The sequence below is a fragment of the Bradyrhizobium sp. P5_C12 genome, assembly GCF_054049735.1.
The window spans coordinates 57422-77532 of sequence record NZ_JBFULU010000024.1; the positions used below are offsets into that span (position 1 = coordinate 57422).

Here is a 20111-nt window from a genome sequence, read left to right on the forward strand (position 1 = left end):
GGAATTCGGCATGCACGTCACGCGGGATTTCTCGCACTACGTCCGGACCGCCGGCGACGGCGTCCAGCACATCGATCTCGCGGTCGAGGGCGTTCACTGCGCCGGCTGCATGGCCAAGATCGAGCGCGGACTCTCCGCCATTCCCGACGTCACGCTGGCGCGTGTGAACCTCACCGACCGGCGCGTCGCGCTGGAATGGAAGGCGGGCACGCTCGATCCGGCCCGCTTCATCGATCGCCTCGATGAGCTCGGCTACAAGGCCTATCCTTACGAGACCGAGAGCGCGGAGGCGGCCGAGGTCGCGGAATCGCGCTTCCTGCTGCGCTGCCTCGGCGTTGCGGCCTTCGCCACCATGAACGTGATGATGCTGTCGATCCCGGTGTGGTCGGGCAACGTCTCGGACATGCTGCCGGAGCAGCGCGATTTCTTCCACTGGCTGTCGGCGCTGATCGCGCTGCCGGCGGCGGCCTATGCGGGCCAGCCGTTCTTCCGCTCGGCCTGGCGCGCGCTGTCGAACAAGACCACCAACATGGACGTGCCGATCTCGATCGGTGTGTGCCTTGCGCTCGGCATGTCCGTGGTCGAAACCATCCACCACGCCGAGCACGCCTATTTCGACGCCGCGATCATGCTGCTCACGTTTCTTTTGGTCGGCCGCTTCCTCGACCAGAACATGCGGCGGCGGACCCGCGCGGTCGCGGGCAATCTCGCCGCGCTGAAGGCGGAGACGGCGGCCAAGTTCGTCGGCCCTGACGAGATCTCGCAGGTGCCGGTGGCGGCAATTCATCCCGGCGACATCGTGCTGTTGCGGCCCGGCGAGCGCTGCGCGGTCGACGGCACCGTGATCGAGGGGCGTTCAGAGATCGATCAGAGCCTAATCACCGGCGAGACGCTCTATGTCACGGCGGGGCAGGGCACGCCTGTCTATGCTGGCTCCATGAACATCTCCGGCACGCTGCGGGTGCGGGTCTCGGCCGCGTCGGAGGCGACGCTGCTCGCCGAGATCACGCGGCTGCTCGACCACGCGCTCCAGGCCCGCTCGCGCTACATGCGGCTCGCCGACCGCGCCTCGCGGCTCTACGCGCCGGTGGTGCACGCGACCGCGCTCCTCACCATTCTCGGCTGGGTCATCGCCGGCGCTACATGGCATGATGCGATCGTCACCGGCGTTGCGGTCCTGATCATCACCTGTCCCTGTGCGCTCGGGCTTGCGATTCCGACGGTGCAGACCGTGGCCTCCGGCGCGATGTTCAAGGCGGGCGTGCTGCTCAATTCCGGCGATGCGATCGAGCGGCTGGCGGAAGCCGACCACGTCATCTTCGACAAGACCGGCACGCTGACGCTGCCCGATCTCGAAGTGATGAACGCGGCTGACATTCCCGCCGACATCTTCGAACTGGCCGGGCGGCTCGCGCTGTCGAGCCATCATCCGGTCGCCGCCGCGGTGGCACAGGCCGCCGGCGCCAGGTCGCCGATCGTCGGTGCGGTCGAGGAGGCCGGGCAGGGCGTGCGCGCAGTCGCCGACGGCATCGAGATCCGCCTTGGCCGTCCGTCCTTCTGCGGCGCCGAGGCGCTGGTCGGCGGCGCCACGCTCGATCCTGAAGCGTCGGTCGTGGCTTTCAGCAAGGGAGCCGAAAAATTCATCCTCTCGGTGCGTCAGGGCCTGCGTCCGGATGCCCAGGCCGTGATCGCGGCGCTGAAGGCGCGGGGCATCGGCATCGAGATCCTCTCCGGCGACCGCGAGCCGGCGGTGAAGGCCGCGGCCCACGCGCTCTCCATTCCCGAATGGCGCGCCGGCGTCACGCCGGCCGACAAGATCGCGCGGATCGAGGAATTGAAGCGGCGCGGTGCAAGAGTGCTGATGGTCGGCGACGGCATGAACGATGCGCCCTCGCTGGCGGCGGCCCATGTCTCGATGTCGCCGATCTCGGCCGCGCATCTCAGCCAGGCCACCGCCGATCTCGTCTTCCTCGGCCGGCCGCTGGCGCCCGTCGTCGCCGCGATCGATTCCGCGCGCAAGGCGCTGCACCTGATGCGGGAGAACCTCTGGCTTGCCATCGGCTATAACGTCCTCGCGGTGCCGGTCGCAATCAGCGGCGTCGTGACGCCCCTGATTGCCGCCGCCGCCATGAGCGGATCGTCGATCCTGGTCATGCTGAATTCGCTGCGCGCACGCAGCGCCTCGCGGGAGATCATGTGATGGAAATCCTGGTCATCCTGGTTCCGCTGGCGCTGATGTTGGGAGGCGCCGGCCTCGTCGCCTTCCTCTGGTCGCTCAGAAGCGGCCAGTACGACGATCTCGACGGCGCCGCCTGGCGCGCGATCGCCGACGACGAACCGCCGCAGGAAGCCCCGGTCAAGCGCTAGCGCTTGAGGGCGAATGTGAGCAAGGCTGCGGCCGCGAGGGCCACGCCGACACCGGCGACGCAGGCGTGCCAGCCGAAGCTGTCGAACAGCCGCCCGAGCACGGCCGTGCCGACGAGCCCGCCAAAGAAGTAACAGGCAAGATAGGTCCCGCTGGCGACGCCGCGGTTGTCGGTGGCGGCTTGCCCGACGAAACCGGTCGCGGCCGCCTGCGCGAAGAATGTGCCGACACCAACCAGGACCATGCCGGTGAGCACTTCGCCCAGATGCGGCGCCAGCATCAGCGGCAGGCCCAGTCCGGCCACAGCGAGCGAGCCCCATATCGTCGGCCGCGTCCCGAGCCGCGATGCCACCCTGCCGGCGAGCAACGTCGTGACGACCGACGGCAGGAAGACGAAATAGACGAGGCCCAGATCCATCATGCCGAGCGACAGCGGCGGTCGGACCAGCACGAAATTGACGAATGTGAACGTGCCGATGAAGGCGAATAGGATGCAGAAGCCGATGCCGTAGGCGGCGCGCAGCCGCGGATTGCGCCAATGCGCGATCATGGCGACAAGCGGTGGGCCCGCCGGCGTCATGGCGTGCATCGGCTGCGCGCGTCGGATGGTGAAATAGACCAGCGCCGCGCCGGCGAGGTTGAGCGTCGCGAAGAAATAGAAGTTCCAGGCGAGGCCAAGGCCGTCGGCGACCGCCGCCGAGATCAGCCGGCCGACAAGGTTGCTGGCGACATTGCCGGTGATGTACGCGGCAAACGCGCCGCCGGCGTCCATCGCGCTGCATTGCTCGCCGAGATAGGCGAGGGTGAGCGCGAAGGCGGATGCCATGCACAGGCCCTGCGCGATCCGCAAGGCGGTGAAGACCGCAAGATTGGGCGCGATCGCCAGCAGCCCCGTGGGGACCGCCAGCAGTGTGAGGCTGAGCAGAATGCCGGTCCGCCGGTTGATGCGCGGGCTGAAGAAGCCGACGACGAGGCTAGCCGTCGCCATGCCGAAGGTGCTGGCGTTGACGGCAAAGCCCATCGCTGCCGGCGTGACGCCGTAATGGCGCGTCAGCGATGGCAGGATCGCCTGCGTCGCGAAGAGATCGACGACGGTCAGGAAGGCGGTGAGGCCGATGACGAGCGAACGAAGCGCAAGGCCCGGGGAATGCTCATCCGTCATCATCGCGGTCGGTTTGATCGACGCGGAAAGATCGGTCATGGCTCGGCTCTCCGTTGATCTGTCATTCCGGGCTGGTGCGCAAGCACCAGACCCGGAATCTCGAGATTCCGGGTTCGCTTCGCGCCCCGGAACGACGGCCTGTTCAAGCGCCCGTTACATGTGATGATCGTTGGGGTCCCTGCGGACGTCGCCGACATAGAGAACGACCGTCTCCTTGCCGAGGTTCTTCCACCAATGCGAGGTGCCTGATACCTCGGGGCGGATGTCGCCGGCCTTGTGCACGATCGGATCGACGCAGTTGGAGGCGTATTCGACGATCTCGCCCTGCTGCACGAAGATCAGAGCAGGGCGATCGTCGTGGCTGTGCCAGGGCACGATGCCGCCGGGCTCGATGGTGAGCTTGCGGAAGCGCAGCTCGCGACCCTCGATATGCGCCGGCTGCTTGCCGAGATCGATGGCGCCGAGCGTGACGTCGGTGACACCGACCGGCTTGTAATCGACCATCTGACGCGCATTGGGCTTCATCTTCTCGGCGGGGCATTCGCCCGCGAGGGCCGGCTGTGCTGCAAAGGGCAGCATGCCGAGAACGGCAAGGCCGGGCCAGACCAGGCGCGACAATATGTGATGCCTAGACATGGGGAAGTCTCCTCTGTTGGCCGCAACCTCGCTGGTCGCCGGCTATGGCAGGAGCTTCGTCGAGAGCGAGCCCGTCCTGAAATGCCGTTTCGCTTTCGGTGCGATAGCCCCGCGCTATGTCGATGCGCGGCGGCTATCGAACCGATTGGGCAACGGCATTTCCGCTTTCGGGATATCCGGCGTCCGATGGTGGGGCGCCCGATTGGCGACAGCCGCCCCTTGCGGGCGGCCGGACCAGGAACCTAATATTCGTCCTTCGAACGCCGGAGCGGAAGATGACGTCTCTCTCACCAGCAGATGCCGAGCAGCTCAAGCTTGCCTTCCAGCGCTGCCGCGAGATGGAGGGAACGCTGAACGAGCAGCTCCTCGCGTATGCCGACGCAAGCCGCCAGGTGTTTCCGGCCTATGGCGAGGCGGTCGATCGCCTGGTGGCGCGATTGAACGGGAACGGCGGCGGGGAGAACGCGCCGCGTCCGGGCGATGTGATGCCGCCATTCATGCTGCCTGACGAGGGCGGGCGTCTCGTGACGCTGCCCGCGCTGCTGGCGCAAGGCCCCGTCGTGGTGATGTTCTTCCGCGGCCACTGGTGTCCCTATTGCCGGCTCAATGTCCGCGCCGTGGTCCAGGCGCAGGACCGCGTCGAGGCGATGGGTGCGCAGATCGTTGCGATCATGCCGGAGACGCAGGAATACACTAGCCAGCTCAAGGCTGATTCCGGTGCGCCATTTCGGATCCTGACCGATCTCGACAATGGCTATGCGCTGTCGCTCAATCTCGCGATCTGGCTCGGCGCCGAGATCCAGAGACTGTTGTCCTATCAGGACATGGCGAAATTCCACGGCAATGACGGCTGGATGCTGCCGATCCCGGCGGTGTTCGTGGTCGGCCGCGACGGCATCGTCAAGGCCCGCTTCGTCGATCCCGATTTCCGCAAGCGCATGGAGATCGACGATCTGCTCGAAGCGTTGGAGCGCGCAAGCCGGGAGAAGTGAGGCTGCGCACTTTCGTCCTCCTCCCCTTGCGGGAGAAGGTGGCGCGCGTAGCGCGCCGGATGAGGGGTTTGCTTCCGCGCACTCAGTGCAAGCGAGTCACGAGCGGGGAAGAGCAGCGATCGTTCTCGGCAGCTACCCCGCAATCGCCCGCCAGTCCGCACCGCGCAGCATGCGCATCACGGAATTGGCCACCGCCGTGCGCTGGCGGCCGGCGACGCCATAGAGGCTGACGGTGCGGCGGGCATCGAGGCCGGCAACCGCAGCGCGTTTCAGGCTGTCCGGCACGGGCGAGGTGTGGGGCATCATGGCGATGCCGATATCGGCCTCCACCAGCTCGATCAGGTCGCGTTCGCTCGAAATCTCGTGGCCGTGATCGACATCGATGCCGTGCTCGCGCAGGCTCGCTGCGATGCGCTTGGAATGCTCGCAATAGCTGCGGCCGAGCAATTGTTCCGCGCGCAGGTCGTCCGGCTCGATCGTGTCGTGCTCGGCAAGCCGGTGCCCCCTGCTGACGATGAGATCGAACGCCTCGGTGAACAGCGGCCAGACGTCGAGACGATCCCAGGCCTCGTCGATCTCGGCGGCGATGCCGAGCTCGGCCTCGCCCTTCTTCAGGAATTCACCGACCTCGCGGCTCGTCCCGCGCAGGAAGCGGAATTCGAGCCGGTTGAACTGCCGCCTGATCTCGTTGAGGTGGGGGATAAGCAACGCCAGGTCGACCGAATGCGTCAGCGCAACGCGGAGCGCGCCGACCTCACCACTTTTGAACGAGGAGGCGAGCGAGCGCGCACCGGCGGCGGCGTCATAGCACTGCTTCAGCAGCGGATGCATGCGCTGGCCGAGCTCGGTCAGTTGCGCCGCCGGCCGTTCGCGGCGGAACAGGTCGCCGCCGAGCTCGGCCTCGAGCTGCTTGATCGCGCGTGTCAGCGAGGGCTGCGTCACGTTGCATTCCTCGGCGGCGCGCGTGAAATTCAAGAGCTGCGCCACCGCGAGGAAATAGCGGACCTGGTGCATTTCCATGGATGGGCTCCCGGCAGGATCGGCCGGAAATCTAACCGATCGGGACAGGGAATGATATCCTGGCCGCGATAGCGCGTGCGTATGGTTTCGGAAGCCAATCGGCATTTCCAAAAGACCCGACAATCGCGGAAAATGGCAAGACGTAACAATAGCCTTACGCCTGACGAATGATAACCATAGGCTCGACAGGAGCGAGACATGAACCGCATGCAGGACAACGGGCAACGAAAGAGCATGGACCTGCCGGGTCAGGTCGTCCTCGTGCTGCAGGGCGGCGGGGCGCTTGGCTCCTACCAGGCCGGCGTCTACCAGGCGCTGCACGAGGCCGGCATCGAGCCGGACTGGATCATCGGCACCTCGATCGGCGCCATCAATGCGAGCCTGATCGCGGGCAACGCGCCGGAGCACCGGCTCGCGCGCCTGAGGGAGTTCTGGAAGCGGATGGAGCAGAACCCGGTCTGGAACTGGCGCACTGCGTTTCCCGACTTCAACGAGAAGCTCGCCTATTGGTCGACCGTGACCCACGGCATTCCCGGCTTCTTCCGGCCCAATGCGCTGGCGCATGCCGGGGATTCCTATCCGCTGGGCGCCGATCACGCCGGTTTCTATTCGACCGCGCCGCTGGAGAAGACGCTGAGCGAGCTGGTCGATTTCGACCTCGCCAATCGCTGCGCGCCGCGCCTGACGGTCGGTGCGGCCCATGTCGGCACCAGCGAAATGCGCTATTTCGACAGCCGCGACGGCGAGCTGACGGTGAAACATGTCATGGCCTCGGGCGCATTGCCGCCAGCCTTTCCGGCGGTGCGCATCGACGGCGAGCTCTATTGGGACGGCGGCATCCTGTCGAACACGCCGACGGAGGCCGTATTCGACGACAATCCACGCAGGGATTCGCTGATCTTCTCCGTGCATCTGTGGAATCCCGTCGGCGCCGAGCCGACCACGATGGCGGAGGTCTTGAACCGCCATAAGGACGTGCAGTACTCCAGCCGCATCGCGAGCCAGATCGTGCGACAGCAACAGGCCCATCGCCTGCGTCACGTCATCAACCAGCTCGCCGCGCGTCTGCCCGAGAGCGAGCGCAGCGATCCCGCGGTGAGGGAGCTGATGAGCTACGGCTGTCCGACCCGCATGCACGTCGTGCGGCTGCTGGCGCCGCAGCTCGACCGCGAGACCCATACCAAGGACATCGACTTCAGCCCGTCAGGCATTACGCGGCGCTGGCATGCGGGCTACGCCCACACGAAGTCCGTGCTCGCACGAAAGCCGTGGATCGGCGAATTCGATCCGCTCGCCGGCGTGGTGCTGCACGAGCATATCGACGAGATGCCGATTGCGGCGGAGTAGGCCGCATCCGTCGTTTGTTTCGGGTCGTGACGATGTTGCGGGCGCGCGGTCTGGGCTATTGTCGCGGCGTCTTCGTCGCGAGGCTCGCAATTGGTCGTTGAGAACGATTTGGAAGCTGCCCTCGATCAGGTCCGGGCTGACGCCGCGGGGCCGGTCCCGGGCGTGTTCGGTCCGGCCTCGGTGACCTGGCGGATCGACCGGGAGGCCGTCATCTTCCTCGGCGCCGGCCGTGCGCTGCTGCTGCAACTGGCGCATCCCTGGGTCGCTGCCGCCATCGCGGAGCATTCGCGGACCCTTGCCGATCCGATCGGCCGCTTCCATCGTACCTTCGACATCGTCTTTGCCATGGTGTTCGGCTCGCTCGATCGGGCGATGCTGTCGTCCCGGCAGCTGCACCGGCGCCATACCATGATCGTCGGAGAGATGCCCGAGGCCGTCGGTCCGTTCGCGGCCGGCTCGCGCTACTGCGCCAACGACATCCCGTCGCTGCGCTGGGTTCATGCCACGCTGGTCGAGACCGCGCTGATGGCGCACGACCTGGTCCTGCCGCCGCTCGCGGCCGAGGAGCGCGAGCGCTACTGGAACGAGAGCCGCACCTTCGGCGCCCTGTTCGGATTGACCGGGGATGATTTGCCGGCGGATTGGTCCGGCTTCGCCGCTTACACCGCGGCGATGGCGGGGTCGGAGACGTTGACTGTCAGCCCGGCCGCGCGCGAGATCGCGACACAAATCTTCAACGGCGCGCGTCCGTGGTTGCGTCCGCCGCGATGGTATCGTGCGCTCACGGCAAGCCTGCTGCCGGAGCGCTTGCGCGCAGGCTTCGGGTTCGAACTGGACGAGCGCGATATCAGATCCGCCGACAATGCGATGAAATGGATCAGGCGCGTCTATCCGAGATTGCCGGACAGGCTGCGCTATGTCGGTCCCTACCAGGAAGCGCAGGCGCGGCTGCGAGGAGAGTTGCAGCCGGACTGGATAACCCGCTGCCTCAACCGTGCCTGGATCGGACGGCCGCAGATGGACACGCGCCGCTAAGAAGCGCTCCCGGCGTGTCCCGGACAAGCTGCAACGCGTGAGCATTGCGGCGCAGAGCCGGGACCCAGAGGCCACGGACTCCTGTGCGACATGGGCCCCGGCTCTGCAGCGCATCGCTGAAGAAGCGCTGCGCTGCGTCCGGGGCACGTGAGAAGAGTGAGGCACGCGCTCTCCCCGCAGCGTCATTGCGAGCGCAGCGAAGCAATCCAGACTGTCKCCGCGGAAAGATTCTGGATTGCTTCGCTGCGCTCGCAATGACGGAGTACGTGGAAGCGCCGTCGCTTTCTCACACCGCCGCCAGCTTCCGGTACAGCGCGCTGTAGCAGCTGGCCGAGATGCTCCAGGAGAACGATCGTCCCATGGCGCTGCGGCGCATGGAATCGAGCTGGTCCTGGGCCATGAAGGTCGAGAACGCCCGGCGGACGCCGCCGAGAAGGGACTCGTGCGAGGGTTTTGAGAACAGGAAGCCGGTCTCGCCGTCGGTGATGGTCTCGGCCAAGCCGCCGGTCTGGTGTCCGATCGGCAGCGATCCGAAGCGCTGGGCGTACATCTGGCTGAGCCCGCAAGGCTCGAACCGCGACGGCATCAAGGTAAAGTCGCTGCCGGCGAAGATGCGCCGGGCCTGGGCGTCGTTGAAGCCGATCGCGACCCCGATCGCGTCGGGGCGGCGGCGATGCGCGTCGATCAGCGCCTGCTCGAGCGCCGGCTCGCCGGAGCCGGTGACCACGATCTGCCCGCCGGCATCGATGATCTCGTCGGCCGCCGACAGCACGAGGTCGATGCCCTTCTGGTGCACGAGGCGCGCGACGATGCCGAACATCGGGCCGCGCGACACCGCGAGCCCGAACTGCTTGCGCACATAGTCCGCATTGGCCTTCTTGCCGATCCAGTCGCCGGCGCCGAATTGCTGGGCGAGCTGGGCGCAGGAGCGCGGGTCCCAGCTCTCGTCGATCCCGTTCAGGATGCCGGTGAGCTCGGCGGCGTCGGAGCGCAGCCGCAACAGGCCTTCCAGGCCGCAGCCGAATTCGGAGGTGGTGATCTCCCGCGCATAGGTGCCGCTGACGGTGGTGAGGTGCGAGGCGTAGACCAGTCCGGCCTTGAGGAAGGAGACCTTGTCGTAGAACTCGACGCCGTCGATATGGAAGGAGCTTTCCGGTGCGCCGATCCGCCGCAGCGAGTCCTTCGGGAAGAGTCCCTGATAGGCGAGGTTATGGATGGTCAGGATCGACGGCAGCTTGCTGCCGCGCCAGGCGAGATAAGCCGGCACCAGCGAGGCCTGCCAGTCGTTGGCATGGATCAGGTCTGCTGCCCAATTCTTGTCCAGATTGCCCGCGGCCAGCTCAGCCGCAGCCGAGGCAAAACGCGCGAAGCGGATGTCGTTGTCGGGCCAGTCGCGCCCGGCTTCATCGCCATAGGGGTTGCCGGGACGATCGTAGAGTTGGGAGCACAGCAGCACATAGACCGGCAGACCGTCCTTGGTTGCGGCCCGGCCAAGCGAGCAGGCCGGCATCTCCGCGAACGGCGGACAGCGGCCAACGATCTGAATGTGCGTGAGTTGCTCGATGATGTCGCGATAGCCGGGCAGCATGATCCGGATATCGGCGAAGGGACGAAGGGCTCTCGGAAGCGCAGCAGAAACGGCACCGAGTCCGCCGACGCGGACGAAATCGTCCATCTCTGTCGTGACAAACAAGACCCTCAAGAACAGTCACCCCCTGCCCGAGCCCGTTTGCTGCTATGCAAGAACGGGTCCAGTTGCCCCGCAATTCCAAAGCCCGCCCACAACGCGCGTCCGTTCGGTAAAGACTTTCCTACTCAGCCGCCCCCATCTAGGGTCGGCCAATCAACAACAGAGAACATCGAACGTTCCTGGGGACTCCAAGGATACAGCAAGCATGCAACTAGCAGATAAGCATGAGGGGACGACGACAAAGGCCTTTGCAGGTCTGCGGGTGCTGGATTTTTCGACCACCATTGCCGGTCCCCACTGCGCGCGGATGCTTGCCGACATGGGCGCCGAGGTCATCAAGATCGAGACCGATGGCGGCGAGACGATGCGGACCCGGCCGCCGCTGCGCAAGGGGTGCAGCACCGTGTTCGGCCAGCTCAATGTCGGCAAGAAGAGCGTCGTGCTCGACCTGAAGTCCGAGGACGGCAAGGAGGCGGTCCGCCGGCTGGTCGCGACATCAGACATCCTGGTCGAGAATTTTCGGCCGGGCGTGATGCGCCGGCTGCGGCTGGACTACGACAGCCTGCGTCCGGTCAACCCGAAGCTGATCTACTGCTCGATCTCGGGCTACGGCCAGACCGGGCCCTCGGCGGAGCTGCCGGCCTATGCGCCGGTGATCCATGCCGCCTCCGGCTACGACATGGCGCATCTCGCCTACCAGCCCGGCCGCAACCGTCCCGACTATTGCGGCATCTATCATGCCGACGTCGTCACCGGCACCTACGGTTTTGGCGCGATAGCCTCCGCCCTGTATCAGCGCACCGTGACCGGGTTCGGCCAGCACATCGACGTCTCCATGCTGGAGTCGATGCTGACGCTGACGGTGGTCGAGTTGCAGAGCTCGCAATTCGCGGTGAAGCCGCCGCCGCGCCCGATGTTCGGGCCGACCGAGACGGCGAACGGCTATGTCATGATCACCGTCGCAAGCGAGAAGACGTTTCAGGGATTGATGGGCGTGATCGGCCGCCCCGACTGGATCTCCGACCCGCGCTTCGCGGCCTACGCTGCGCGCCGCGAGAACTGGGCCGACTTGATGGACGGCGTCGAGGCCTGGTCGCGGCAGCTCGCGACCGACGCATGCCTCGTCGCACTCGGCGCGGCCGGTGTGCCGGCCTCCGCCTACCGCACCGTGACCGAGGCGCTGGCCGATCCGCAGCTCGCGCATCGCCAGGCGCTCTCCGAGGTGACGGACGCGGGCGGCTCGTTCCAGGTCCTCAATCTGCCGTTCCGGATGACCGGTGCCGACACCACGCCGGGCCAGACGATGGCCGTGCTCGGCGAGCACACGCGCGAATTGCGCGATGAGGTCGGCCTCGCCGACGGCGCGCCAATTCCGTCAGGCAAAACGGCCGTGCAAGGCTGACGGACGCCTCGTGCGGCAAGCAATGCGGCTTTGCGCGCGGTCGGCTTGCCACCCTCCGCGGGCGTCAACTACACAGGTCCAGGTTTGTCTGGTCCCGCCGCCCGTGGCATGGTGATGCGACAAGAAAAGTATCCGGGAGGACGTCGATGAAGAGTTTCAAGGTCGCCGATTTCAAGGCGCCGCTGAAGGAGTTCGACGAGGCCACGCCGCAGCCCACGGGCACGCAGGTGCTGATCAAGGTGAAGGCGGCCGGCGTCTGCCACAGCGATCTCCACATCTGGGAAGGCGGCTACGATCTCGGCCACGGCCGCAAGCCGCTCTCGCTGAAGGACCGCGGCATCAACCTGCCGCTGACCATGGGCCATGAGACGGTCGGCGAGATCCTTGCCTTCGGCCCGGACGTGAAGCCGACCGACCAGGGCGATCTCAAGCTCGGCGATGCCGGCCTGGTCTATCCCTGGATCGGCTGCGGCAAATGCGCGACCTGTCTTGGCGGCGATGAGAACATGTGCCTGACGCCGCGCTCGCTCGGCGTCTATTGCGACGGCGGCTATGCCGACCACATGCTGGTGCCGCATCCGCGCTATCTGCTCAATCTCAGGGGGCTCGATCCCGCGACGACCGCGCCCTATGCCTGCTCGGGCGTCACCACCTACAGCGCGCTGAAGAAGGTCGAGCAGCATTTCGACACGCCGATCGTGATGTTCGGCGCCGGCGGCCTCGGGCTGATGGCGCTGTCGCTGTTGAAGGCGATGGGCGGCAAGGGCGCGATCATGGTCGATATCGATGCGAAGAAGCGCGAGGCGGCGGAAAAGGCCGGCGCGCTCGCCACCGTCGATCCCAAGGCGCCGGATGCGCTCGAGCAACTCGCCAGGAAGGCGGGCGGGCCGATCCGCGCCGTGATCGATCTGGTCGGCAACGCCGCCACCACGCAGCTCGGCTTCGACTGCCTGACCAAGGGCGGCAAGCTCGTCCTCGTCGGCCTGTTCGGCGGCGGCGCGACCTGGGCGCTGCCGCTGATCCCGATCAAGGCGGTGACGATCCAGGGCAGCTATGTCGGCAATCTGCGCGAGACGCAGGAGCTGCTCGACCTCGTGCGGGCCAAGAAGGTCCCGCCGATCCCGGTGACCGCAGTGCCGCTGAGCCAAGCCAACGACGCGCTGGTGCAATTGCAGCAGGGCGCGGTGGTCGGGCGGACAGTGCTGACGCCGTAAGCTTCGGTCTCTCCTCCGTCATTCCGGGTTCGCCTTACGGCGCCCCGGAATGACATGCCAAACTCTCAGGAAACCCCATGTCCGCAAACAACGCCTTCCATATTGCCGTGCTCGCCGGTGACGGCATCGGTCCCGAGGTCATGGCGCCGGCGCTGGAAGTGCTGCGCAGGATCGAGGCGAAGTCGGACTTGCGGTTCCGCTTCACCGAGGCGCCGGCCGGGGCCACCAACTATCTCGCCACCGGCAAGTCGATGCCGGATACCACCATCAAATTGTGCGAGGAGGCGGATGCGATCCTGCTCGGGGCTTGCGGGCTGCCGTCGGTGCGCTATCCCGACAACACCGAGATCGCGCCGCAGATCGAGCTGCGCTTCATCTTCGATCTCTATGCCGGCGTGCGCCCGGCGCGGCTGATCCCGGGCGTGCCGAGCCCGATCGTCGGTGCCGACCAGCGCGGCATCGATCTCGTCGTGATCCGCGAGTCGACCGAAGGCCTGTTCGCCTCGATGGGCAAGGGTGTCGTCACCCACGATGACGCGCGCGAGACCATGGTGATCACCCGCAAGACCTCCGAGCGCCTGTTCGAGTTCTCGTTTCGCCTCGCCGAACGGCGCAAGGCGCGCGGCAAGCCGGGGATGCTGACCTGCGTCGACAAGGCGAACGTGTTCAAGGCCTTTGCGTTCTTCCGCGGCATTTTTGACGAGATCGAGAAGAAGCATCCGAACGTGAAGACCGATCGTCTCTATGTCGATGCCTGCTCGGCGATGCTGGTGAAGCGGCCCTGGGATTTCGACGTGATGGTGATGGAGAACATGTTCGGCGACATCGTCTCCGATATCACCGCGAGCCTGATCGGGGGCCTCGGCATGGCGCCGTCGGCCGACATCGGCGACAAATACGCCGTGTTCCAGCCCTGCCACGGCACCGCGCCCGACATCATGGGGCAGGGCAAGGCCAATCCGACCGGCATGATCCTGTCGGCCGCGATGATGCTGGACTGGCTCGCCGACAAGCACGGCGTCGAGGGCGCCGCCGAGGCCGGCGAGAAGATCGAGCGCGCGGTGGATCAGGTCTATGCCGGCGGCATCAAGCCGATGGAGTTCGGCGGCAGCAACGGCACGGCGGATATTACCAAAGCGGTGATCGCGGCGCTGTAGTGGATTGCCTCGCCTCTCCCCGCTTGCGGGAGAGGCCGGAATTCGCGCGAAGCGCGGATTCCGGGTGAGGGGGAGCCTCCGCGAATCCATCTGTCACTATTTTTGCGGAAGCAGCCCCTCATCCCACCCCTCTCCCCGTAAGAACGGGGCGAGGGAGCGCACCATCGCGTGGCTCGCGAGGGCTTGGAAGACCACGAGCAAGCCGGTCCCGGAACGCTATCAACGCCTCCGGACAGGGTTTATTGGCGCTGTATCGGGCCAACTTGCCAACATATCCGGAATTTCCGGACCTTTTGGGCCGCAATCAGGTACATTCGGCAAGGGGCAGCTTTTGATCAACGGCCGCGAAGGCTGGCAACTACGATCGGAGCTGGCATGTCGAGAGGATTGAACTCTGCGTCAATCAACGAAAGCGTCCTGACGCAGCGCTTGAGCGAGCTTGAGTCTGCGCGAAACTGGCCGCCGCCTGTGCTCCAGGGCCTCGAGCGCTTCATTCGCACCGGCGACGACTACGATCTCTTTCGCATCAACCCTATCAATTACGCGACCGTCAACGGGCTGAGCGAAGCCGATGGAATCGACCTGTTTGTGCACGCCGCCAAGGTCGGCCTGTTCGAGATGCAGTGGCTGCTGATCTGCGCCTATTGCCCGCAGGTCGCAGGCAGCTTTCGCGAACTGGACCAGGTCCATCCACGCTTCCAGTGCGAGTTCTGCAATGCACTGAACGACGTGGCGTTGGACGACTATATCCAGGTTGCCTTTACAGTCTCGGATGCCGTCCGCGACATCGCGTTCCGCCATCCCGAGCAGCTGTCCGTGCAGGACTACTATCTGCGCTACAATTTCTCCCGGGATTTCAGGCCTCCACATGGAATGACGCACGAACAACTCGTCGCGGCGCTCTCACGCGGATTTTCCGATATCGAGGCCGGGCAACGCAGCAGCTTCGAGTTTGACGTGACCGCCGGCCGTTTCGAGGTGCTTGACCTCTGCCATAAGATGCTCCTGATCTTCTTCGCCAACGGTGAGCCGGCGGGACCCCAGGGAACGCAGATTCAACTTGAATCGGGTCGGTTCGTGGTCCCGGACCGATCGATTGGGGCGAGAGACATGATGCTGGGCGATGGACGCTTTGCGTTTCGACGGACGACCGATATCAGCCCGGGCAAGCATACCATCATGATCGAGAACCACACGAGCGAGCGCGGCCGCTTCTGGTTCCTCCAGTATCCTCCCCAGTTCCAGCCTCATCTGGTCGAGTACGAGCCCTTTCTGTCTGGCAAGCGGTTGCTGCTCACCCCGTGCTTCGGCGAACTCTACAAGACGCAGTTGGTGGATGAGCGCGAGAGCCTCGCCGTCTCCGACATGACTTACCTGTTTACGGACCTGAAAGATTCGACGCCGCTGTATGAAAGCGTCGGCGACGTGAATGCCTATTTTCTCGTTCGCCAGCACTTCGACATCTTGAACAAGATCATTCGAGAACGATCCGGCACCATCGTCAAGACGATCGGCGATGCAGTCATGGCCGGATTTGAGCGCCCACAGGACGCCGTCCGTGCCTCCGTCGAGATGATCGAGGAACTGTTGCACTTCAACCAAACCGCTTCACGGCCGCTGGGCCTCAAGGTCGGTGTGCACAGAGGCAGAGCGGTTGCCGTACGGCTCAACGACCGGATCGATTATTTCGGGCAGGACGTGAATATTGCTGCACGCGTGCAGGGCCTGGCCCACGTCAACGAAGTGTGCCTGACCGAAGCTGTCATGGAAGCCCCAGGTGTCGGCGACATCGTCAAAGGACGCCCGGCCTCGCGCGACTACGAGAACTTGAAGGGCATCGGCCAGAAGATGGAAATTCATCGGATTGGAATTGCTCCGGCACGGAGGTGAGCACCCGCTGATGCAGCGCAAGGAGCCGCTGCTTCGCAGCGCAATATCGGCGGGGCCGCCGTAGTTGTACGGGCCGGGAGGTTAGGCCCCAGCCGTTGCGCCTCATCAATCTTTGGCGTCTACTTCACATTGTACTTCATGAGTATTCAGAAGCCTCCATGAGCATCAAAGCCATCATGGCGACGATTCTCCAGAACCAACTGACATCGCGCGGTGTGCATTCGCTGACGCCGTCCGACTACGAAGAGATCGTCGAAGAGTTGATCGAACAGCTCAAAGCGCTGGAGCTTCGCTTGGCCGGGCCAGAAATATCTGGCAAGCACGAGACGTAGCAGCAAGCGGAAAGGTGGAAGGCCGCGTCGTTTAGCGATCAGTTGGGGCCGTCGTGATGCGCCTGCAAAACCTGCCTTTTGATGATTGGCTCGAACACTCATTCGGACGCGAAGTTCGCTTTCAGCAAGCACCTTGGTATTTCGATCCGGCCCATGATTGGTGGGATCCGGCCCCGATGGAAGCGGTGTCTTATCTCACTCGACTGTTTGAAGACCCGGAGCCGGCGTTACAGGGATTTGCCGATAGCCAAGTTGCGCAGGGCTTAACCTACCTCGTGAATACGAGCGCTAGCGGCGATAGCAGATGGCTCTGTTCAATTGAAGTACCGATCAAGGACCGGCTCCGCTGCGTAAGGTCTATCGCTACTCTATTTGCGAAATTGTTTGAGCCTCGTTGCACTCCGAGTTTGTCTCACCTCAGCGAAGCCGATGCTGGAACACTAAACTGTGTTTGCTACATGTGGTGGGATGTGTTTCCGAGCCTGGCGCTTACCGGCGATCCAGGTCTGCCAACGCTCCACGATTGCGCGCTGGGTACCATGGAAAGCATCCTTCACCTCAACTCGATGGCTTGCCAAGAGAGCGCTTTACATGGGCTGGGACACTGGCAACGAGACTACAGCGAGAATGTCATCCAAATCATTGATCGCTTTTGCGAAGCGCATCCTAAGGCCGACCCCCGGCTTTTGGCTTATGCCCAATCGGCCCGCTGCGGGTGCGTGCTGTGATCTTGGCCTATCTTGGCCTGCGCTCATGAGATTTTTGCTGGCGTGGTCGGGCGCCGAGGCTACTTCCCCGAAAACTGCGGCTTGCGCTTCTCCATGAACGCCTGCCGGCCCTCGCGGAAATCCGCCGAGTCCATGCAAGCCGTGCCGATCGCCTTGATCGCCTCCATGTCGCGCGCGCTCTCGTCCTTCAAGACTTGCGCGATGGTGATCTTGGCGGCCTTGATCGCCAGCGGCGCGTTCTGCGAGATCGTCTCGGCAATCATCATGGTCTCGCCCCAGAGCTGGTCGTCCGGGATCATCCGCTCCACCAGCCCGATCCGCAGCGCTTCCGCCGCGTCGATGCGCATGCCGGTGTACATCAGAAGCCGCGCCCAGGACGGGCCGACCAGCGACACCAGGTGCCGCAAGCCGTCATAGCCATAGGCGATGCCGAGCCGTGCCGCGGGAATGCCGAACTGGCTGCTGTGTGCGGCGATGCGGATGTCGGCGAGCATCGCGACCTGCATGCCGCCGCCGAGGCAGAACCCCTGGATGCAGGCGATCGTCGGCTTGGGATAGTCGGCGAGCAGCGCGCGCTGGGCGGCGCTGCGCTTGGCGTATTCCTCCGAGGCGGCCGCGTTGTGGCGGGTCTTCTCGAACTGGCTGATGTCGGCGCCCGACACGAACGCCTTGCCGCCGGCGCCGCGCAGGATCACGACACGGACCGCGTCGTCGTCGCGCAGGCTCGTCAGCGCCTCGCCAAATCCCTCCCACATCTCCAGCGACATCGCGTTGCGCTTGTCGGGATTGTTGAAGGTGATCACCCCGACGCCATCGGCGGCATGCTTGAGGATATTGCCGTCGGCGTAGGGTGTTTCGGTCGTGTTGGGGATCTCGGGCATCGCGCGCTCGCTTGTCGTAGGCCGGGCGCAATGTGCGGCCGGGGAAAGGCCGCGGTCAACCGCGGCAAGGCGAGGGGCTTAGCATCCGCCTGTGCCGCGATTGCATGGCGCGAGAAGCGCCTACTGCGTTACATGCATGTGCGAGGTCAGAGGATGGTTGGCGGCATTGCTGAAAAACGCCGCCTCTTCGGCCGTGGCCTCCAGCAGTTGCTCGTCCTGGTTATAGACGTCGTTGCGGAACTGGACGGTCTGATCCTTGGTCATCCACGCCGTGAGATAGATCCAGGCCACCGGCACCTTCCTCGCCATGGCGACCTCCAGATGCTGGCCGGTGGCAATTTCGGCGTCGATTGCGGCGCGGGTCCATTTCGGCTGGTCCTTCAGCAGCCAGGCGGCGAGATCGCGCACATTGTCGACGCGCGAGCAGCCGTGGGAATCGAAGCGGTAGTCGTCGCTGAACAGATTGCGCTGGTTGGTGTCGTGCATGTAGACCGAATAGGAATTCGGCATGTCGATCTTGACGGCGCCGAGCGCGTTGAAGGTGCCGTTCTGCTGCCGCACGGTGAAGTTCGGCGTGTGCGTGCCCGACCAGTCGACCGAATGCGGATCGATCGGATTGTCGTGAGCGTCGAGCACCTCCATGTGCATGCGCGAGAGGTAGGTCGGATCCTTGCGCATATGCGCCGAGATTTCGGTCTTGGCGATCGAGGACGGCACCGTCCAGGTCGGATTGAGGACGACGCTGCTGATCTGCGCGGTCAGCGTCGGCGATGGCTTTTCGGTCTTGCCGACGATGACGCGATAGCGCCGCACCACCACATCGTTCTCGACCGCTTCGGCAAAGGCGGCGGGGATGTTGACCACGACATAGCGCTGGCCGAAGCCGAAATTCATGTTCTCGAGCCGCTGGAGCGAAGCCTCCAGCTGCCGGATGCGCTTCTGTACGGAGACGTTCATCGCCGCTATCGTGCGCGGCGTCACGGTGCCGGTCGTAGCCAGGCCATGGCGCGCCTGGAAGCGTTTCACGGCGTCCGCCAGATCCTGGTCGAAGGCGCCGCTCGCCTTGTCGGCGGCGAGATCGCCGGAGACGATCAGCCGCTTGCGCAGCAACTCGTCGTTTGCGCCCTCGACGCCGGGCGCGAACTTGGCGTCGGCCGGGATCGCCGGCCAGCCGCCGCGCACCGCAAGATCGGAATAGCTGAACGCCGCATCCTTGATCCGCTGCGCGCTGCCTTCGTCATAGGTCGGCTCGTGCGTCAGCGCGAGCGCCGCGGCCGAGCGGCCCTCCGGCGTCGACACGGGCGAGGCGGCAGCCTTCGGCGCGGCCGTATGAGCCGGATTGGCGGCAGCCGGCACCGTGCCGGCCGAAGTCGCCGGTTTGGGGCCGGCCTGTCCAATGGTCTCGGTCTGCGCAAACGCGGTGGCGCTGGCGAACAGGCCCACCGAAACGATCTTGGCAATGATCACGGCATGGCGCTTCGACATCGGTCTTATCTTCCCCCACAAGGACGAGGCCCGGGCGGGCACTCGTATTGGCAATTCCCAGCCGCCGCGCCGATTCGCGAAAATTGGCGGCAGGCTAGCGCCTCAGGATTGCCGCCCCCTTAAGCACAGCGCATCGAGAGCGCCGCGCGTCCGATGCGGCGCCTCTCGATTGGGTCGCAACAAGGCCGGGATGGGTTCGCGAAAACCGCGACGAAGGCGGCAAATGGCCAAGAGAAAATTGAAGAAAAAAAAGGGGCGGTCAGGCCGCCCCGAAAGCCAAGGCCGCGCGCGGAGAACGCACGGGCCGGAACCTCGTCCAATCCGGCCGCGCCCCCGCGGCGCGGCGGATTGAACATCGGCCGTAGCGGCCAGACCGTCGATCGATCTCAGGCTTCGTTCGCCGCGATCGATTCCATCAGCGAGACGAGCTGACGTTGCACCGTCTGATCCTTGATCTTGCTGTAGGCGCGCAGCAGCCGGAGGCTGAAGGCGCTATCGAGGAACAGCAGGCTCTCGACTTCGCGCGCCTTGTTGTCGCCGTCGTAGAAGAAGGTGACGGGCACATCGAGCGCGGTAGCGATCTGCTGAAGCCGAGCTGCGCCAACGCGATTGACGCCCTTCTCGTATTTCTGGACCTGCTGGAAGCTGACACCGAGCTTCTCGCCGAGCTCGGCCTGCGAGATCTTCATCTCGACGCGCCGCAGACGAATCCGCTTGCCCAGCTCAATGTCCGGCTTGCCGGCACTGCGCTGCTTCATTCTTTTCGCCGCTGTCT

Annotated in this window: 18 protein-coding genes; 11 read left to right on the forward strand and 7 right to left on the reverse strand. The window is 65.0% G+C overall.

Translation table 11 applies throughout. From position 1 onward, the window contains the following. The first annotated feature begins 10 nt into the window (after positions 1 to 10). Both ACXJMY_RS21730 and ccoS read left to right on the forward strand, forming a co-directional pair. The gene (locus ACXJMY_RS21730) at positions 11 to 2200 is read left to right on the forward strand and encodes a cation-translocating P-type ATPase (protein WP_456621389.1); all 2190 of its coding nucleotides are present in this window, start codon (positions 11 to 13) and stop codon (positions 2198 to 2200) included. After that, the gene (gene ccoS, locus ACXJMY_RS21735; RefSeq protein WP_008138466.1) at positions 2200 to 2367 is read left to right on the forward strand and encodes a cbb3-type cytochrome oxidase assembly protein CcoS; all 168 of its coding nucleotides are present in this window, start codon (positions 2200 to 2202) and stop codon (positions 2365 to 2367) included. Before ACXJMY_RS21730 ends, ccoS begins: the two co-directional genes overlap by 1 nt. Here ccoS and ACXJMY_RS21740 read toward each other — a convergent pair. Next, entirely contained in the window at positions 2364 to 3566 is a 1203-nt protein-coding gene (locus ACXJMY_RS21740; protein ID WP_456621390.1) for an MFS transporter, read from the reverse strand. The two genes, ccoS and ACXJMY_RS21740, sit on opposite strands and share 4 nt — an antisense overlap. Before the next feature lie 114 nt (positions 3567 to 3680). Next, positions 3681 to 4163 (reverse strand): cupin domain-containing protein, encoded by a 483-nt coding sequence (locus ACXJMY_RS21745; protein WP_456621391.1) that lies wholly within the window; start codon positions 4161 to 4163, stop codon positions 3681 to 3683. 275 nt (positions 4164 to 4438) lie between these two features. On the opposite strand from ACXJMY_RS21745, the gene ACXJMY_RS21750 reads away from it, so the two are divergent. Then, positions 4439 to 5155: a peroxiredoxin-like family protein gene (locus tag ACXJMY_RS21750; RefSeq protein ID WP_456621392.1), complete on the forward strand. Its 717-nt coding sequence runs from the start codon at positions 4439 to 4441 to the stop codon at positions 5153 to 5155. 132 nt (positions 5156 to 5287) lie between these two features. On the opposite strand, the gene ACXJMY_RS21755 is transcribed toward ACXJMY_RS21750, so the two are convergent. Next, positions 5288 to 6175, reverse strand: a complete 888-nt coding sequence (locus ACXJMY_RS21755; protein ID WP_456621393.1) for a LysR family transcriptional regulator — start codon at positions 6173 to 6175, stop codon at positions 5288 to 5290. Positions 6176 to 6373: 198 nt separating this feature from the next. On the opposite strand from ACXJMY_RS21755, the gene ACXJMY_RS21760 reads away from it, so the two are divergent. Continuing rightward, positions 6374 to 7522, forward strand: coding sequence for a patatin-like phospholipase family protein (locus tag ACXJMY_RS21760; RefSeq protein WP_456621394.1), 1149 nt, complete (start codon positions 6374 to 6376; stop codon positions 7520 to 7522). Positions 7523 to 7612: 90 nt separating this feature from the next. Continuing rightward, a complete protein-coding gene (locus ACXJMY_RS21765; protein WP_456621395.1) occupies positions 7613 to 8557 on the forward strand; it encodes an oxygenase MpaB family protein in 945 nt (314 codons plus the stop codon). 286 nt (positions 8558 to 8843) lie between these two features. Here ACXJMY_RS21765 and glgA read toward each other — a convergent pair whose 3' ends face one another. Then, entirely contained in the window at positions 8844 to 10259 is a 1416-nt protein-coding gene (gene glgA / locus ACXJMY_RS21770) for a glycogen synthase GlgA (protein ID WP_456621396.1), read from the reverse strand. 193 nt (positions 10260 to 10452) lie between these two features. Between glgA and ACXJMY_RS21775 the strand changes: the two genes are divergently transcribed. From ACXJMY_RS21775 to ACXJMY_RS21800, 6 genes are all read left to right on the forward strand, one after another. Then, the gene (locus ACXJMY_RS21775) at positions 10453 to 11649 is read left to right on the forward strand and encodes a CaiB/BaiF CoA transferase family protein (RefSeq protein ID WP_456621397.1); all 1197 of its coding nucleotides are present in this window, start codon (positions 10453 to 10455) and stop codon (positions 11647 to 11649) included. 146 nt (positions 11650 to 11795) lie between these two features. Further along, on the forward strand, positions 11796 to 12863 hold the full coding sequence (locus ACXJMY_RS21780; protein WP_456621398.1) for an alcohol dehydrogenase: 1068 nt from the start codon (positions 11796 to 11798) through the stop codon (positions 12861 to 12863). Positions 12864 to 12940: 77 nt separating this feature from the next. Then, on the forward strand, positions 12941 to 14020 hold the full coding sequence (locus ACXJMY_RS21785; protein WP_456621399.1) for an isocitrate/isopropylmalate dehydrogenase family protein: 1080 nt from the start codon (positions 12941 to 12943) through the stop codon (positions 14018 to 14020). A gap of 375 nt (positions 14021 to 14395) precedes the next feature. Continuing rightward, positions 14396 to 15910, forward strand: coding sequence for a DUF5939 domain-containing protein (locus tag ACXJMY_RS21790; protein WP_456621400.1), 1515 nt, complete (start codon positions 14396 to 14398; stop codon positions 15908 to 15910). A 158-nt stretch (positions 15911 to 16068) separates the two neighbouring features. Then, positions 16069 to 16242: a hypothetical protein gene (locus ACXJMY_RS21795; RefSeq protein ID WP_456621401.1), complete on the forward strand. Its 174-nt coding sequence runs from the start codon at positions 16069 to 16071 to the stop codon at positions 16240 to 16242. A gap of 56 nt (positions 16243 to 16298) precedes the next feature. Next, positions 16299 to 16970, forward strand: coding sequence for a hypothetical protein (locus ACXJMY_RS21800; protein ID WP_456621402.1), 672 nt, complete (start codon positions 16299 to 16301; stop codon positions 16968 to 16970). A 59-nt stretch (positions 16971 to 17029) separates the two neighbouring features. Here ACXJMY_RS21800 and ACXJMY_RS21805 read toward each other — a convergent pair whose 3' ends face one another. The 3 genes from ACXJMY_RS21805 to ACXJMY_RS21815 all read right to left on the reverse strand — a co-directional run bounded on the left by ACXJMY_RS21805 (position 17030) and on the right by ACXJMY_RS21815 (position 20094). After that, entirely contained in the window at positions 17030 to 17851 is an 822-nt protein-coding gene (locus tag ACXJMY_RS21805; protein WP_456621403.1) for an enoyl-CoA hydratase, read from the reverse strand. Between the two features lie 120 nt (positions 17852 to 17971). Next, positions 17972 to 19336 carry a L,D-transpeptidase family protein gene (locus ACXJMY_RS21810; protein ID WP_456621404.1) on the reverse strand — a complete coding sequence of 455 codons (1365 nt, stop codon included), beginning with the start codon at positions 19334 to 19336 and terminating at the stop codon, positions 17972 to 17974. 386 nt (positions 19337 to 19722) lie between these two features. Continuing rightward, a complete protein-coding gene (locus ACXJMY_RS21815) occupies positions 19723 to 20094 on the reverse strand; it encodes a helix-turn-helix domain-containing protein (RefSeq protein ID WP_014497036.1) in 372 nt (123 codons plus the stop codon). Positions 20095 to 20111: the final 17 nt, after the last annotated feature.